This window comes from Streptomyces sp. NPDC102270 (assembly GCF_044766405.1).
Lineage (GTDB): Bacteria > Actinomycetota > Actinomycetes > Streptomycetales > Streptomycetaceae > Streptomyces.
Genome location: NZ_JBIWLX010000010.1, coordinates 381,758 through 397,954, shown reverse-complemented (window position 1 = coordinate 397,954; position 16,197 = coordinate 381,758). Strand labels below are relative to the sequence as shown.

Here is a 16,197-nt window from a genome sequence, read left to right as displayed (position 1 = left end):
CCTGCGCAACCCACCCCCCCACCCCGCCTTGGGCGCCGCCCCGCCCCCCCCCAAAACCCCCCCCCCCCCCCCCCCCCCCGCGGGCCCCCGCGCCCGGGGGGGGCCCCCCCCCCCCCCCCCCGCCGATCACGTTCTCGCGGTGCACGGGATCAGTGACCCACCGTTTCGCGCCCACTTCGACCAGGTGCTGCCCGAACTGCTGCGCATCACCGGCGGGCGCACGGTGCCGGCGTACAACGAGGACCTTCACAGCACCATCATCACCACGGCTGCCGACCTGGGCCGGAGCGTGGAAGCCTCGTCGACGCCGACGCGGTCTCTGCCGCACCTGCTTGCCGGGGACGAACTGGCCGCCGCCCGCAGGATCAAGCTCGACGTGGGGCAACAGCCGGGCTTCGGCTCGGGGATGACCTGCTGGCGGCGTCTCTCCATGGCAGCCCTATGAGCTCCCGTCGGCGAGGCCGGTGCGGTGGGCGAGGACCACCAGTTGCACACGGTCGCGGGCCCCGAGTTTGGTCAGGAGGTGTCCCACGTGGGTCTTGGCCGTTCCATGGGTGATGTGCAGGTGCTGGGCGATCTCGGAGTTGGACAGGCCCTTGGCGACCAGGACAAGGACTTCGCGTTCACGTTTGGTGATGCCTGTCGGCATCGTGGGCGCGGGGGCGGACCGGGCGGCGAACTCCTTGATCAGCCGCCTGGTGATGCCTGGGGCGAGCAGTGCGTCCCCGGCGGCGACCACGCGGATGGCGGCGAGCAGATCCGCCGGCGGGGCGTCCTTGAGCAGGAAGCCGCTGGCTCCGGCGCGCAGCGCACCGTAGACATATTCGTCCAGGTCGAAGGTGGTGAGCATGAGCACCCGTACGGTGCCCGTACCCGCGCCGGTGATGAGCCGGCTGGCCTCGATGCCGTCCATGTCGGGCATCCGGACGTCCATGAGGACGACGTCGGGGTGTGTGTCGAGGGCGAGGGCGACGGCTTCGGTCCCGGTGGCCGCCTCGCCGACCACTGCCAGGTCCGGTGCGGTGCCGATGATGCCGCACAAGCCGGCGCGTATCAGGGCCTGGTCGTCCGCCACGACGACGCGGACCGTCATGCGCGGCTTCCCGTGGAGTCCCGGGCGGTGAGCGGCAGGTGGACGCATACCTGGAAACCGCCCCCGGGCAGCGGCCCGGCCCGGAAGTCGCCCCCGCACATGGCGGCCCGTTCCCGCATGCCGATGAGGCCATGTCCTGGTCCCATGTGGCTCGGGTGGCCCTGCCCCTGGTCGGTGATCTCGATGAGCAGTTCGTCCGGCCCGTAGCCGATGCGGACGCCTGCGCGGGAGGTGTCGGCGTGCTTCACCGCGTTGGTGAGGGCCTCCTGGACGATTCGGTACGCCGATGTGTCGATTCCGGCGGGCAGGGCGCGCCGGCTGCCGGTGATCACCAGCTCGACCTGTACGCCCGCTTCGGCCGTCGACGCCAGCAACCGGTCCAGGTCGGCCAGCCCGGGGGCCGGGGCGAGCGCGGGAGCGGTGTCCTCCGTACGCAGCACGCCGAGCAGCCGTCGTATCTCGGTGGTTGTCTCGCGGCCTGTGGTCTCGATGACGTCGAGCGCGGCGCGGGCCCGGTCGGGCCTGTCGTCGATCACCAGGTGGCCGTAGCTCGCCTGGACGGTGATCACGCTCATGCCGTGGGCCACCACATCGTGCAGCTCCCGGGCGATCCGCAACCGCTCCTGGGCGATGGTCTGGGCGAGCAGTTCCCGCGCGTACCCGCGCCGTTGCCGCACCGCGTAGCCGGTCGTCCAAGCGGTGACGAAGACCAGACCGAAGGGGACGATCCCGCCGCGGTGCGTGAAGTCCGGCAGCGCGGTGGCCACCGCACCGGAGAGGGAGAGCACGAGCACGATTGCCGCCGTACGGATGCGGTAACGGGTGGCCACGAGGTACAGCGCCCATGCCATCGGCCCCAACGCCAGGAATCCGAGCGTCCCGCCCGGCGGGACTTCGGCCGGCGGGGTCAGCCACAGGGCCGTAAGTGCCGCGCCGAAGGCGGCGAGCGGACAGTGCCGGCCGACTGCCCATGCCGCGGTGAGCAGTACGGCCGCGGCGGCTGCCGCCACGAGCCGAAGGCCGGTGCCGTGGGCGGGCAGAGCCCAGGCCGCCAGGCCGTACGCGATGGAAGCCGTGAGCTCCAGCGCGAGCCGGTGCCTGGGCCGTAGCCGTGCCGGCAGCGGGGGGCTCGGATCAGGACGCATGGCCCGAGCGTAGAGGCGCGGGGAGGGCGGGGCATCGGCCCTGCGGCGTATGCCTCCAGGCAGATGCGCCGGGCACCGCCTGCCCGTCACCTTGAGAGCCCCTGACGACCGGAGAAGACTTGTGACCAACGATTCCCTCACGGCAGCGGCGTCTGCTGTCGGCCTCAGCAAGATCTACGGCGAGGGCGGGACCCGCGTCACCGCCCTGGACAACCTCGGAGTCGCATTCCTGCGGGCGCAGTTCACCGCCATCATGGGTCCGTCCGGCTCCGGCAAGTCGACACTGATGCACTGCATGGCCGGCCTGGAACCGGTCACCGCGGGCTCTGCCCGGATCGGCGACACCGAACTGGGCGGCCTGGACGACAAGCGGCTCACCGCGATGCGCCGGGACCGGATCGGTTTCGTCTTCCAGTCGTTCAACCTGCTGGCGACGCTCACCGCGCTGGAGAACATCACTCTGCCCATGGCCATCGCCGGACGAAAGCCCGACCAGGAGTGGCTGGACCGGGTGGTGGCGGCCGTCGGCCTGGCCGACCGACTCGGCCACCGACCGTCCCAGCTCTCGGGCGGCCAGCAGCAGCGGGTGGCATGTGCCCGTGCTCTGGCCTCCAAACCGGAGATCATTTTCGCTGACGAGCCCACCGGCAACCTGGACTCGCGATCCGGCGCGCAGATCCTCGCCTTCCTCCGCGACTGCGTGCGCGACCTCGGACAGACCGTGGTGATGGTCACCCACGACCCGATCGCCGCCTCGTACGCGGACCGCGTGGTGTTCCTCTCGGACGGCCGCATCGTCGACGACCTGCGGGCCCCGACCGCGGACAGCGTCCTGGACCGCATGCGTCGTCTTGACGCCGTGGCCCCCACCAACTGAAGAAGGGCCGACCACCATGTATCGCACCGCACTGCGCAATGTGCGCGCCCACAAAGGCCGTCTGCTGATGACGATGCTGGCTGTGCTCCTCGGCACCGCCTTCGTCGCCGGAACCCTGATCTTCTCCGATTCCATCGGACAGTCCGTCAAGGACAGCCTCACCGACAGCCACTCACGGATCTCGGCCCAGGTCACCGACACCGCCGTGAACCCGGACACGGACTCGGGGGCCCGACAGCACGCCGGCGCCCGGAGCCCGTTGACCGAGTCCACGGTGCGCAGGATCGCCGCTCTGCCGGGAACGCGCTCGGCACGCGGCACCGTCACCGGCTTCGCCGGGCTCTCCGACCCGCACGGCAACCTCATCGGCAGCCGCGGCAACACCCAGGGCGCCAACTGGGTTCCCTCCGCCGACGGACAGGACCCCGAGTACCCGATGGCACAGGGCACCGGACCGACCTCGGCAGGCATGATCGCCATCGACCGCAGGACCGCGAGCGACAACGACTTCAAGGTCGGCGACACCGTGCGGGCGGCCGTCAACGGGCCCGTGCTCAAAATGACGGTCACCGGCATCTTCACCACCGACGATCCGCAGGTCAGGGCAGGCGGCTCACTCGTTCTGTTCGACACCGCCACCGCGCAGCGCCTCTACCTCGAACCGGGCCAGTACGACAGCATCCAGGTCGTCGCGACGCCCGGCACCAGCCAGGACGAGCTGCGCGGTGAAATCCTGCCGGTCGTCCCGCACAGCGGGAACATCACGGTGAAGACCGGCGCCCAGCTCAACGCGGACATGGCCGCACAGGCGCGGAGCGGCATGTCCGGGATGAGGAACGTACTGCTGGCCTTCGCCGGGATCGCCCTGTTCGTCGGCGTCTTCCTCATCGCCAACACCTTCACCATGCTGATCGCACAGCGCACCCGCGAGGTGGCTCTGCTGCGGGCCATCGGAGCCAGCCGCCGCCAGATCACCAACTCGGTGCTGCTGGAAGCCCTGCTCGTAGGTGTCGGCGCCTCGGTGGCCGGCCTGGTCACGGGCATCGGGATCGGTGCCGCACTCCAGGGCTTCATGGGCTCCATGGGCAGCCATGTCTCCACCAGCACGCTGGTCGTCTCGCCCACCACCGTTCTCCTCACGCTGCTCACCGGGACCATGGCCACCGGTCTCGCGACGCTGCTGCCCGCTTGGCGTGCCTCGCGGGTGGCTCCGGTCGCCGCGATGCGCAGCAACGACACCCCGGCCACCCACAAAAGCCTCGTCGTTCGCAACACCATCGGCGTCGCCCTGACGGGGGCCGGCCTGACACTGGTCCTCTGGGGGGCCGTCAAGGGCGGCTCGGCCGGTAACCTGCTGGTCGCGGGCGGTGCGGTGAGCACGCTGGTCGGAGTGTTCGTTCTCACCCCCGCGCTGGCCCGGCCGGCGATCGCACTGGCGGGCCCGCTCTGCACCTGGCTGTTCGGGGTCTCCGGCACACTGGCTCGGCAGAACGCGGTGCGCAACCCGCGGCGTACCGCCGCGACCGCCTCGGCACTCACCGTAGGTATCACCTTGATCAGCGCGTTGACGGTCCTCGGCGCCTCCGTCACCCACGCCATCGACAGGCAGGTCACCCGGAACATGAGGGCCGACTACGCGGTCAGCGCCCTGCTCAGTCTGCCGGTCGCTCCGACGCTGCTGCCCGCGATCGCCAGGACCCCGGGCGTGGCCGCGTACAGCGCGCTGGACGACCAGCGCCTGCGTACCGGCGGCAAGGACCTTCCCGTCACCGGCGTCGACGCGAAGAGCTTCGACCAGTTGATCGTCCCGGACATGGTCAGCGGTTCCACCACGGCCCTGCGGCGGGGGCAGATCCTGGTCGACCAGAACCACGTGGTCAACGACGGCTGGAGCGTGGGCAGTACGGTCCCGGTGACCTATCCGGACGGCAGCGGCGGCCGGCTGACGGTCGGCGGGGTGTACCAGAACAGCGAGGTACTGGGGTCGGTGCTGATGAGCCGGTCGGTGCTGAGCCCGCACACCACCGCGCCGTTCTACAGCACGGTCCTGGTCAAAGGGGTCACCGGGGCCACAGCGTCACTGCAGCAGGCGCTCAAGGATTCCACCGGCGACAACCCGCTCATCAACGTCCGCACCAGACAGCAGATGCGGGACCACTTCAGTGCGCAGATCAACCTGCTGCTGGACGCCATGTACGCACTGCTCGCCATGTCCGTGATCATCGCGGCCCTGGGCGTCGTCAACACCCTCGCCATGGCCGTACTGGAGCGCAAGCGCGAGATAGGCACGCTCAGAGCGGTCGGACTGCCCCGCAGTGCGGTGAGGCGCATGGTCCGCCTGGAGTCTGTCCTGATCGCGTCCTTCGGCGCGGCACTGGGCATCGCCATCGGCAGCTTCCTGGCCGGGGCCGGCGTCCGGCTGCTGAGCAGTGCGATGACCGGACTCACGACCGTCTTCCCGTACGCGCAGCTCGCCGCGTACGTTGCCGGTGCGGCCCTGGTGGGTCTGCTGGCGGCGCTGTGGCCGGCCCGACGGGCCGCGAGGCTGAACGTGCTGGACAGCATCAGAACGGACTGACGCACAAGGGCGGCCTGGCCCCAAAGGCCGATACAGCCAACCCCCTCTACATACCCTCGACGCCATCCACGACCCGCTGAACTGCTGGACCGGCACCAGCACCACCAGCCACCGCCCCCGCCCACACCACCAGCCCGGACCCAAGAGCCAGAACAACCTTGCGGAGTCCTACTTGGCGATGCCTGATCCGGCCGTCGAACCTACGGTGGTGATATGGCGGTGATCAACGGTTGGGGACGGGGAGGGCGAGCCCGGATCCGCACGGTGGATGCGTTGGGCTCAGCTGTGCTGTTCGTGCTGTCGGTCGTGGCCGCCTCAATCCAACCGCACCAGCACCAGTTCTTGTTGCGGTGGCCCGTCGTGGCGATGGCAGCCGTCGGCTGCTCCGCGTTGGTGTGGCGGCGCCGCCACCCGTTCGGCGTACTGGCTCTCACCCTTGGCTGCGGGGTGGTCATCCAGCTGCTCGGGGTTCGAGACAGCCCGTTGGTGACAAGCCCCGTTCTGGTGTCTGTCTACAACGTGGCCGTACGGACCAACCGGCGCACCGCCTGGACCGTGGCAGCCGTCTCGGCTGCCGTCCTGGTCAGCGCCGCCGTGGTGTGCGCGCCGGCGTCATGGCTGGAGCCCGACAAGGCCGCGATGCTGGCTTGGACCTCTCTGCCGGCCGCCGTCGGGGACGGAGTGCGCTCACGCCGCTCCTATGTGGCGGCCGTGGAGGAACGGGCTGAGCGCGCGGAGCGCACCCGTGAGAAGGAAGCACAGCGGCGTGTGGCGGCCGAACGGGTCCGCATCGCACGTGACCTGCACGACGTCGTCGCGCACCACATCGCCTTGATCAACGCTCAGGCAGGCGTCGCCGCCCATCTGGTGGAGCAGCGCCCGGATCAGATCCTCACCGCTCTGGAGAAGATCCGGGACACCAGCCGCACCGCACTGGACGAACTGCGGGTGACCGTGGGCCTGCTGCGGCAGTCCGACGACCCGGTCGCGCCTCGTGACCCGATGCCGGGCCTTGCGCAGGTACCGGCCCTGCTGGCGTCGTTCGAACGCGCCGGGCTGGCCGTGAGCCACGCCCTGCGCGGCACCGCCGAACCTCTGGAGCCGGCGGTCGACCTGGCTGCATACCGCATCGTGCAGGAGTCCCTGACCAATGTGCGCAAGCACGCCGGAGCTGACCATGCCCGGTTGTTCCTGCACTACCAGCGGGAACGGCTGACCATCACCGTGGAGGATGACGGGTCCGCCGGACCGCATCAACCGTCCCCGGGGGCCGGGCACGGGCTGATCGGGATGCGGGAGCGGGCCGCCACGATCGGAGGCAGGCTGTATGCGGGGCCGCGCGCCGAGGGCGGTTTCATCGTGACCGCCGAACTGCCGCTGCACGCCGGCTGCTCCAGCCCGGAGCGGGATCGGAGAAATGGGCATGACGATTCGCGTGCTGCTTGCCGATGACCAGGCCCTGTTGCGGGGCACCTTCAGCATGTTGTTCGACGCCACGGATGACATGGAGACCGTGGCCGAGGCGTCCACCGGGCGCGAGGCAGTCGAACTGGCCGCCGCCCAGCGCCCGGACGTGGTCCTGATGGACATCCGCATGCCGGAGATGGACGGCATCGAGGCGACACGCCTCATCAGTGAATCCGAGGACCTCGCAGGCGTGAGGGTGCTCGTCCTGACCACCTTCGAGGATGACGAGAACGTCGCCGAGGCCCTGCGTGCCGGTGCGAGCGGCTTTCTCGGCAAGGGGGCGCGGCCCCAGGAGCTTCTCGATGCCGTCCGCACGGTCGCAGACGGCGAGGCGCTGCTGTCCCCGTCGGCGACGCGGGCGTTGATCACTCGATTCCTGGCCCAGCCGGAGCCTTGCCCAGCGGCCGTACATGACCGCCTGGAGTGCTTGACACCGCGGGAACGCGACGTCACGACCCTGGTGGCACTGGGCCTGACCAACGACGAGATCGCCCATCGCCTGTTCGTCAGCCCGCTGACCGCCAAAACTCACGTCAACCGGGCCATGACCAAGCTGGCAGTGCGTGACCGCGCCCAGCTCGTGGTCATCGCCTACCAGTGCGGGCTGGTCAGCCCGGCGTCCGAACCAAGGCACCCGCACGGGCCCGCGTAAGTGCGGTGCTGCCGCTGTCCGCCCCGGCAGTAGGCCGGCGGTACATATACCGCGACCGTGGTAGCCGGAAATCGCTGCACCAGGACGACGCGCGGGTGGCTGTTCCTGGGCGAAGGTGAGACCTGGAACGGAGGTTTCGCCATGATCGAAGCCCACTGCCTGATCGAGAAGTCCGGCGAGAAGACGGCCATCGAGGAATGCCGCACGGTCTGTGAACCACTGGCCGGACACGCGCTCAAGACCCTCGCACCCGAGGAGGCGAGCACCATGCGGGCTCACCCGGCAACCAGCGACACCTGCCAGGACAGACACGACAGCCGCACTTCGGTACCCGCGCACCTCTCCCTCCTGCGCGACGCCCTGGCATGCGGCGAAAACCGACACACACAGGCGTGCGCGGCCACCCGGGACGAATGCCGCCACGCCTCGCCTCCTCGGCCCAGGCCATACCGTTCGGCCGTGACCATGCAGATCACGCTGTCCCAATGGGTCAGCAGGACCGCGTCGTGCACCAGGTGAGCAGACCGCGCCGCCCGGCTGTCGCCGACGCGCTCCGGGAGCACGGCCCGACGGAACGACTCCCGGCGGTGTTCTGCCCGGCGGGGCAGGCTGCCGGGGTGGACCGAGGCGGCGGCGGCCTGCGAGAGGCGGCGGCGCAGGCCGGCCATGGTGACGTCCAGAGTCTTCGTGGAGCCGAACCAGTTCTCGTCCCAGACCTCGGCCATCAGGGTCTCCCGGGAGATGGCCTCCCCCACGTGCCGGGCCAGGACCGCGAGCAGGTCGAACTCCTTGGGACGCAGCTCGATGCCCTGGTCGTGGAGCGTACAGCGGCGGGCCGCGACGTCGAGGACGAGGTCTGCCAGCCGGACGGGTTCCTGCGGCGGCGCGGCGACGACCCGGCGGCGCAGATGGGCGCGGAGTCTGGCGAGCAGCACGGTCAGGCTGAACGGCTTGACGAGGTAGTCATCGGCCCCCGCGTCCAGCCCGGCGATGACGTCGATGTCGTCCGTGCGGGCCGTCAGGATGACGATCAGCAGGTCCGGGTGCCGGGCGCGCGCGGCGCGCGCGACGTCCAGACCGTCTATGTCGGGCAGCCCCAGGTCGAGCAGCAGCACGTCGTACGGGGTGCGCGCGGCCTCGGCCAGCGCGGCGGAACCCGTCCGGCTCCAGGTGGGTGTGTAGCCGTTGCCGCGCAGGCCGGTCTCCAGATGGCGGCCGATGGTGTCGTCGTCCTCGACGACGAGGACGCGGTGGCGGCTACTGTCGGCGGTCGCGTGCGTGCGCATGCTGGACAGCGTAGGAGCGGGCGGGGCATTCGGCCCGCCCGCTCCCGGCTGCTCACAGGTCACGCAGTTCCTCCACGGCGGGCCGGCCGGCGCTGCGGATGCCGTTCAGCGCGGCGGCGAGTACGGCGACGACGGCCGCGCCCGCGGTCAGGGCCAGGTAACCGCCCGGCACCGACAGGCTCGCGGGCGGCGGATCGAAGACCCCCGTCAGGACCTTCACGAGCATCTCGGACAGGGCCCACCCGATGAGCGCGCCTCCGGCCAGCCCGCCGGCGGCCAGCAGCAGGGCCTCGGTGAGGACCATGCCGCGCAACTGGCCGCTCTTCGCACCGAGGACGGTGGCGATGGCGAAGGAGCGGCGGCGTTCGGCGAGTCCGAGGGCGAGAACGAGACCGCCGGCTCCGGCGGCCAGCAGGACGGCGAAGGCGAGTTCGACGCGGGTGAGGCCGGCCAGGTCGACGGAGGTGAGGCTGGTGCCGACGGTGCCGCGAGTCTGCGTCAGGTCGGTGACGGTGGCGCCGGTGCCCAGTCGGTGGCGCAGGTTGTCGGCGATCTGCTTCTGGTGGGAGCCACCGGTGTCGAGCAGGAAGGCGCCGACCGCGTCACTGCCGGTCGCCTTGGCCACGTAGGCGGCGTTGGCGACGAAGAAGCTGTCCTTCGGGGCGGTCGGGAACTCCTTGGCGATCCCGGCGTAGTGGAACGGCACTGTCCGCAGGGCCTTCGTACGGGCGTCCTGGATCCGGAGGTTGACCGTGTCGCCAGGAGAGAGCTGGAAGTCGTGCACAGTCTCCTCGCTGACCAGCAGGCTGTCGGGGCGCTGGGTGAGCCGCCGCATCAGCTGCCCGGCCGTGCCGCCCGAGAAGTAGGCGTCCTGGAGCGAGGTCGCCTTGGTGACGGTGGCGGGCCGGACACCGTAGAGGTCCTGGAGGTCGGAGCCGACGTAGGCGTAGCGGTGCTGGAGGGGCTCGACGTGCCGGACACCGGAGACCTTCAGATTGCCCGCCCCGCTCGGCGGCACGTGTGCGCCGGGTGGTTCGGTGACGGTGACGTCCGCGCCGTTGGTGAGGCGGGCGTCGACCTCCGACTGCTGCCGGTAGGTGGAGTTGAAGACCGCCGTGGAGATCGCGAATGACACGGCGAGGGCGAGCAGTACCACCGAGCGGGCCAGCGGACGCCGACGGCGGGAGAGCACGGCCGCCGTGGTCGTGGCGAGGCTCGTGGTCAGCGGACGGGCGAGGCGGGCCAGCGCCGGGCGTCCGCGGGCGAGAGCCAGCAGGGTCAGCCGCCACAGCAGCAGGGCCGCGCCCAGCCACAGCAGGGCCGGGCCGAGGAACGCCCAGTAGGAGACGGAGACGCTGGGCACACCCTCCGGAGCGAGGACGAGGGCGTACTGATTGCCGGAAGAGGCGCGGAAGACCAGCCATGAGCCGGCCAGCAGCACGAAGTCCAGGCCGTACCGCAGCCACCAGGGCGAACGGGACACGCCCGGTTCCCTCCTGGTGTCCGCGACGGTCACCGTGCGCAGATCCCGCAGGGCGGGCACGAGCACGGCGCCGGCGGCCACGGCCACGCCGAGGACGAAAGCGATGGCGTACCAGAGAACCCAGGTCCCCGCGCTCGCCCCGAAGGAGCTGGCGCCGAAGGCCAGGCGGCCGGTCAGCGCGGCGAGCCCGAGACCCGCGAGGCCGCCGGCGCCCCCGACCAGCACGGCCTCCAGGCCCGCGAGCGCGGTGATCTGACGGGGCCGCAGACCACGCAGCCGCAGCAGGCCCTGCTCCCGGCGGCGCCGTTCACCGCCGGCCGAGGCGACCGCCACGGTCAACGCGGCGGCCAGGACGGCACCGGGGACGCCGAGGAAGAGAAAGAGGATCTGGGCGTAGAGGGCGTCCTGGCGGGCGGAGTCGAGGGCGGCTCCGAGGTTGTTCCCGACGAGGGCGGTGCCGGCCGACTTGGCCTCCAGATTGTGTGCGGCGCCGGTCACCGAGGTGAAGGCGGCGGCCGGGTCGGCCGGCAGCTTCGCGTCACGGGCCACATGGATCTGCGTGGTGACGAAGGTGGCTCCCCGGGTGAGGGACGTGAACCGGGCGGTGGGCAGGAGGACGACGTTGTCCGGGGGAGCCGTGGGCTGGGACTGGGCGGGCGCGCCGACCTTCTGGAACAGCGAGTCGGCCTGGGGCAGGTCGACCACGCCGTCCACCCGCACCTGCCGAAGCCCGACGCCGGGCAGCCGCAGGCCGATGGTGTCGCCGGGGGCGGCGTGCAGGTTGGAGGCGGTCTGCTGGGCGAGGAGGACTCCGGTGCCGGAGCCTGAGAGCGTGCGCAACTCGTCGGGGAAGTGGCTGCGGTAGTCCGGTGGCAGGCCGAGCGCGAGACCTGGGCCGGTGGTCTGGGTGCTGCCCCCCACGGTGGCGGTGAAGCCGGTGGTGCGGGCGAAGCCGACGGGCAGGGCTGCCCGGGTGCCGGGAGCGGCCCGCACCAGCGACCGGACGGCGTTCGGGTCGGCGCCCGGCTGTACCTCGACCTGCCAGTCCACGGCGACGGAGCGGACCGCACGCTGGGTCATCGTCGCCTTGGACGCGGTGAGGAAGGAACCGAGCGCGGCGACCAGGGCGACGGCCAGGGCGATCCCGGCGACGGCGGCGAGGAGCCGTCCGATGCGGTGGCGGGCCAGTCCGCCCGCCCAGGCGGTGATCATGACAGGCTCCCTCGTGGGTCGGGCGCGTCCGCTGCTGCGGGTGCGAGCAGCCGACCGTCGCGCATGGCACGCCGTACGGTGAGACGGGCGGCGACGGCCGGGTCATGGGTGGTGACGACGAGGGCCGCGCCGGTCCGGTCGGCCGCAGCGAGGAGGGCGTCCAGGACGCGGGCGCCGGTGGTGTGGTCGAGGCGGCCGGTGGGCTCGTCGGCGAGGATCAGCCTTGGCGCCTGTGCCAGAACGCGGGCCACGGCCACTCGTTGGGCCTGACCGCCGGAGATCTCGTCGGGCAGCCGGTCGGCCAGCTCGGCCGCACCGACCACGCCGAGCGCCTCGGCGACCGGCCGGCTCGTCTCCGTCTCCGGCTGCCCGGCGAGGACGAGCGGCAACGCGGTGTTCTCCGTGACGTCCAGGGCGGGGATGAGGCTGTCGGCCTGGAAGACCAGGCCGATGTCCCGGGGCCCGTGGAGTCCGGGCCGGGTGATCGTGCCGCTGGTGGGGCGTTCGAGTCCGGCCAACAAATGGAGCAGGGACGACTTCCCCGACCCGGACGGTCCCACGACCGCCAGCCGGTCCCCGGAGCGGACATCCAGGTCGGCGCCGTGCACGGCCACCACGGCGTTGGTGCCCCGGCCGAAGGTGAGCGCGACGTCCCGGCAGGAGACGAGCAGGTCAGCGGAGGACATGGCCGCTCTCCTTCGCAGGGGTTGTTCCCTCATGAGCCCGCCCGTCGTCCAGTGCGATCACGCGGTCGGCGCCCAGCATCGCCTCCGCGCTGTGTGTCACGATCAGCACCGCGCAGCCGTCCGACGCCCGGTCCCGCAGCATCCGCAGCACCAACTGTTCGGTCCCGCCGTCGAGTTCGCCGGTCGGCTCGTCGGCCAGCAGCACGGCCGGGGAGTTGGCCAGCGCCACGGCCAGCCCCGCGCGCGCCAGCTCACCGCCCGACAACTGCCGCGGCAGCGCGCCCGCCCGCCGTCCGAGCCCTACCTGTTCCAGCAGTGCCTCGGCGCTCACGGCGGGACGGCCGCGCACCGCATGCTGGGCGAGCCGGATGTTGTCGCGTGCGGTCAGATGCGGCAGCAGGTTGCGGGACTGCAGGAGCACCCCCACGTGCCGGGCGCGCAGCCGGGCACGTTCGGTCTCGGGCCGGTGGCTGATCCGCACGCCCGCCACCCGGACCTCGCCGCCCGACGGCTCGTCGAGACCGGCCAGACATGCCAGAAGGGTCGACTTGCCCGACCCCGAGGGGCCGACGACGGCGACGGTCTCACCCCTCCGCACCCGCAGTGACACCCCGCGCAGGGCGAGCGTCTCCTCTTCGCCGGCCCGGTAGAAGCGGTACAGCTCCCGGGCGGCCAGCACTCCGTCGTCGAACGACGTCATGGTGGGCACCGCCCTCACCGCCACGCGAACGAGTCGCTGACGATCCGCCACGGGTCGACGTTGTCGGCGTTGACCGGACCGGAGAGTGTCAGATCCACCTCATGGCCCTGCCGGTGGAAGGCGTACCGCTCGAACGCGTCCCGCACCACCTTGCCGGTGACCGGGTCTTTCGCCGAGTCGCCCTGATAGGTGAGAAGGACGACGGGCCCCGCCTTCCGGGTCACCTGCGACACCTTGGGGGACGCGAACTGCGGCACTTGGCCGCGCAGTTGCGGGACCACGGTGTTCTTGACCGAGGTGACATTCGGGGCGGTGGGGGCGTTGGCCGTCGTCATCGTGATGCTGTTCAGCTTGTCCGTGAACACGGTCGCACCGCCCTTTTCGGTGCGGGCCCAGCCTTCCGGCACCTTCACCGTGAACCCGGTGAAACCGCTGGCGGGCCGGTAGGCCACGAACGCCTGGTTGTCGGGGATGTCCCCGGGCGGGTTCGACTCGGTGGGCGCGGGGGCGGGCTGTGACGCCGCCGCGGACGCCACCGTGGGACCCGAGCCGGACCGGGTCCCGGACGCCACCGTGGAACCCGACCCGGACCGGGCCCCGGACGAGGATCCGGAACACCCGGCGATCACCGCCGCGACCACCGTCACTGCGACGACGCCGGCGGAAGTACGTGCGTACGACATGCCCACTGCCCTCCCGGAGTACTTGCCGAGGAACTGCCTTACGGTCATGCCACCGACGCTACGGAGCCGTCGGTTAACGCCCCGCACACCGACGGTTAGACGACGGCAAAAGCGCGTGGCGGACCGCTTCCGGGCCTGTCGGGGTCCCGCAGATGGGGGCATGAGACAGCGCGTGGTGCGAGTCGCCCTCGCCGCCGCCCTGGTCGCCGTCGTCCTCCTCGCCGCCCCGCTGGCCCTGGCGATCAGGTCGTCCCTGTACGCCGACCAGCGCGACACCCTTACCCTGGAGTCGTGGCTCGCCCAGGACGACGCGCAGACACGGCCCGCCCTGAAGGAGGCTTTGGCCACCACACGCCGCCTGCACGGCACGGTGGAGGAAGTGCTGCGCCTGTCCCGCTCCCGCGGCCTGCCGCGCCGGCCCGCACCGGACGCCCCCGTGCCACGACTGCTGCACGAGACCGACGAGCGATGGCACGGACTGTTCGCCCCCGACGGCAGACGCCTGGAGTGCGGGACCCCTGAGGCATCGGACGACGTCCGGGTCCCCGGCGGGCGCCCCCGTCACCGAGATCCTCGGCGTCCTGCTGGACAACGCCCGGGTCCACGGGCATGGCACCGTACGCCTCACGGCCCGCGACCTCGGCGAAGCCGTCGCCTTCGACGTCACCGACGAGGGTGCCGTGGGCGGCGAGGCCGCCGGCTGTTCGACCGCGGCCGCACCGGCGCGGCACCGGGCTCCGGCATCGGCCTGTCCCTCGCCCGCGACCTGGCCGTCTCTCTGGGCGCAGACTCTCCCTGACCGGCCGCCGTCCCGCCACGTTCACTCTGCTCGTCCCCGTACGCCAGGAGGAGGCTCGCCCGGCGGGCGGCTGAGCGTCGTTCAGGGATTTGCCGGGGGAGCTGGATCGCGCCGGAGCCGGGTGACGATGCGGCTCGCGGCGGTCTTCTGCAGCAGCCCATAGGCGAGGACCGGGAGCAGCAGGTGCGGTTTGTCGGGCAGGGACGCGGTGATCAGGACCGCGCTCGCACTGCTGTTGTTCATGCCGCAGGCGAGTGTGAGCGACGAGGCGGTGCCCGCCTCCAGTCGCAGGACGCGGGCGGCGGCCCGGCCGAGGGCGAAGGAGAGCAGGCAGACCAGGGCGGCCACGGCCAGGGCGGCAACGAACAGCAGCGGGCGGGGCCGGGTCAGGACGGAGCCGAGGGCGCCGCTGGCGTTGACGTAGGTCAGCAGCAGTGAGCCGGTCAGGGCCAAGGGCGTCACCGTCAGCTGGAATCGGTGGAGCAGGCGGGCGGGCAGGAGGAGCGCGGCGAGCAGGCCGGCCGCACAGGGAAGGACCACGGCGGTGAGGGCGAATCCACCCCCGGCCAACTGGCCGGTGGCGGCGAGGGTGTCCGCGTAACCTCCGCTGAGCAGCGGCGACAGCGTCGCCAGCAGCAAGGGGGTGGTGAGCGGGCTGAGGAGGGTGGAGGCCAGGACGAGGCCCACCATCGTCGGCTGGTCGCCGTCGCCCTTGTCGGTCCACACGGTGGCCCCGGCGGCGACGGGCATCGCCACGACGAGGATCATCGCGGTGAGCAGTCCGCTGCCGCCGTCGGTGTCGGGGGTGCGCCGCAGCAGGAACGCGACGAGCGGCAGGACCGCCAGCGGGATCGCCAGGTGCAGCACGAGTCCGGCGAGCAGGGCCTTCGGGTGGCGCAGCAGTCGGCCCAGCGCGCGGACCGGCACCTGGAGCCCTGCCGAGAACAGGACCAGGGACAGAAGAAGCGGTGCGGTGTGCAGCGTCAGGTGCGTCAGCGGTAAGAGATGGGGATGACGCAGCCACAGGCCGGGTCCGGGCTGGAGCAGGGCGAGTACGTAGGCGAGGACCACGGCGCGGCCGAGCCGGTGCCGCAGCCAGGACGCGGCGCGGGAATGCATGGTCCCATCGTGATCGGGGCGGGCCCGGCGGGCCGGGATCGCCGCGCGGCAGTCAGGATGCGTTCAGGCAACCGCCGGCGCGGTAGGCCCTCATGATGTACGAACTCTCGGGGACACCTGCGGCCGAACGGCTCGGCCACCGTCTGCGCCGGAACAGGATTCCCGAAGTCCACGCCTACTTCCGCATCACAAACGACGGCTCACGGCTGGGCTGTTGCGATACCGTCGGCGCGCCCGACCCCGGGTGAAGGCGCGCAGGGAGAAGCCCTGGTGGTGGTGGCGACGGTGGCCGGGCGGGGGGAGAGCGGAACGGTCGGGACGGCCCGAACCGCGTGACTGGCCCGCTGTTGCCACAACGGCCTACCGGCCCCATTGGCGGTCGCCTGTAACGGCTGCCGATCGGCGACGGTGCGCTGT

At 71.6% G+C, this 16,197-nt stretch carries 13 protein-coding genes and 1 pseudogene; 6 read left to right on the top strand and 8 right to left on the bottom strand.

The genetic code is table 11. From position 1 onward, the window contains the following. Positions 1-139 precede the first annotated feature (139 nt). On the top strand, positions 140-445 hold the full coding sequence (locus ACIRP7_RS23440; protein ID WP_403662678.1) for a hypothetical protein: 306 nt from the start codon (positions 140-142) through the stop codon (positions 443-445). Here the strand turns inward: ACIRP7_RS23440 and ACIRP7_RS23435 are convergent. Together ACIRP7_RS23435 and ACIRP7_RS23430 are read right to left on the bottom strand one after the other, a co-directional pair. Beyond that, positions 440-1,093: a response regulator gene (locus ACIRP7_RS23435; protein ID WP_403662675.1), complete on the bottom strand. Its 654-nt coding sequence runs from the start codon at positions 1,091-1,093 to the stop codon at positions 440-442. The genes ACIRP7_RS23440 and ACIRP7_RS23435 overlap by 6 nt on opposite strands. After that, a complete protein-coding gene (locus tag ACIRP7_RS23430; RefSeq protein WP_403662672.1) occupies positions 1,090-2,238 on the bottom strand; it encodes a sensor histidine kinase in 1,149 nt (382 codons plus the stop codon). Before ACIRP7_RS23430 ends, ACIRP7_RS23435 begins: the two co-directional genes overlap by 4 nt. Before the next feature lie 121 nt (positions 2,239-2,359). On the opposite strand from ACIRP7_RS23430, the gene ACIRP7_RS23425 reads away from it, so the two are divergent. The 4 genes from ACIRP7_RS23425 (at position 2,360) to ACIRP7_RS23410 (ending at position 7,812) form a co-directional block, all read left to right on the top strand. Then, a complete protein-coding gene (locus tag ACIRP7_RS23425) occupies positions 2,360-3,115 on the top strand; it encodes an ABC transporter ATP-binding protein (protein WP_403662670.1) in 756 nt (251 codons plus the stop codon). Positions 3,116-3,131: 16 nt separating this feature from the next. Continuing rightward, positions 3,132-5,693, top strand: a complete 2,562-nt coding sequence (locus ACIRP7_RS23420) for an ABC transporter permease (protein ID WP_403662667.1) — start codon at positions 3,132-3,134, stop codon at positions 5,691-5,693. A gap of 264 nt (positions 5,694-5,957) precedes the next feature. After that, entirely contained in the window at positions 5,958-7,145 is a 1,188-nt protein-coding gene (locus ACIRP7_RS23415) for a sensor histidine kinase (protein WP_403662739.1), read from the top strand. Then, positions 7,117-7,812: a response regulator gene (locus ACIRP7_RS23410; RefSeq protein ID WP_403662736.1), complete on the top strand. Its 696-nt coding sequence runs from the start codon at positions 7,117-7,119 to the stop codon at positions 7,810-7,812. Before ACIRP7_RS23415 ends, ACIRP7_RS23410 begins: the two co-directional genes overlap by 29 nt. A gap of 569 nt (positions 7,813-8,381) precedes the next feature. Here the strand turns inward: ACIRP7_RS23410 and ACIRP7_RS23405 are convergent. The 5 genes and pseudogenes from ACIRP7_RS23405 to ACIRP7_RS23385 form a co-directional block, all read right to left on the bottom strand. Then, a pseudogene (locus ACIRP7_RS23405) lies at positions 8,382-9,098 on the bottom strand (response regulator transcription factor); the annotation flags it as partial. Positions 9,099-9,150: 52 nt separating this feature from the next. Continuing rightward, positions 9,151-11,793 carry an FtsX-like permease family protein gene (locus ACIRP7_RS23400; RefSeq protein ID WP_403662664.1) on the bottom strand — a complete coding sequence of 881 codons (2,643 nt, stop codon included), beginning with the start codon at positions 11,791-11,793 and terminating at the stop codon, positions 9,151-9,153. Then, the gene (locus ACIRP7_RS23395; protein ID WP_403662661.1) at positions 11,790-12,479 is read right to left on the bottom strand and encodes an ABC transporter ATP-binding protein; all 690 of its coding nucleotides are present in this window, start codon (positions 12,477-12,479) and stop codon (positions 11,790-11,792) included. Before ACIRP7_RS23395 ends, ACIRP7_RS23400 begins: the two co-directional genes overlap by 4 nt. After that, positions 12,466-13,179: an ABC transporter ATP-binding protein gene (locus tag ACIRP7_RS23390; protein ID WP_403662658.1), complete on the bottom strand. Its 714-nt coding sequence runs from the start codon at positions 13,177-13,179 to the stop codon at positions 12,466-12,468. The genes ACIRP7_RS23395 and ACIRP7_RS23390 overlap by 14 nt, the downstream gene beginning before the upstream one ends. A 14-nt stretch (positions 13,180-13,193) precedes the next feature. Next, positions 13,194-13,910 (bottom strand): hypothetical protein, encoded by a 717-nt coding sequence (locus ACIRP7_RS23385; RefSeq protein ID WP_403662655.1) that lies wholly within the window; start codon positions 13,908-13,910, stop codon positions 13,194-13,196. Between the two features lie 112 nt (positions 13,911-14,022). On the opposite strand from ACIRP7_RS23385, the gene ACIRP7_RS23380 reads away from it, so the two are divergent. Further along, the gene (locus ACIRP7_RS23380; protein WP_403662653.1) at positions 14,023-14,661 is read left to right on the top strand and encodes a hypothetical protein; all 639 of its coding nucleotides are present in this window, start codon (positions 14,023-14,025) and stop codon (positions 14,659-14,661) included. Positions 14,662-14,742: 81 nt separating this feature from the next. Here the strand turns inward: ACIRP7_RS23380 and ACIRP7_RS23375 are convergent, their stop codons facing one another. Further along, on the bottom strand, positions 14,743-15,780 hold the full coding sequence (locus ACIRP7_RS23375; RefSeq protein ID WP_403662650.1) for a sodium-dependent transporter: 1,038 nt from the start codon (positions 15,778-15,780) through the stop codon (positions 14,743-14,745). Between the last annotated feature and the right edge of the window lie 417 nt (positions 15,781-16,197).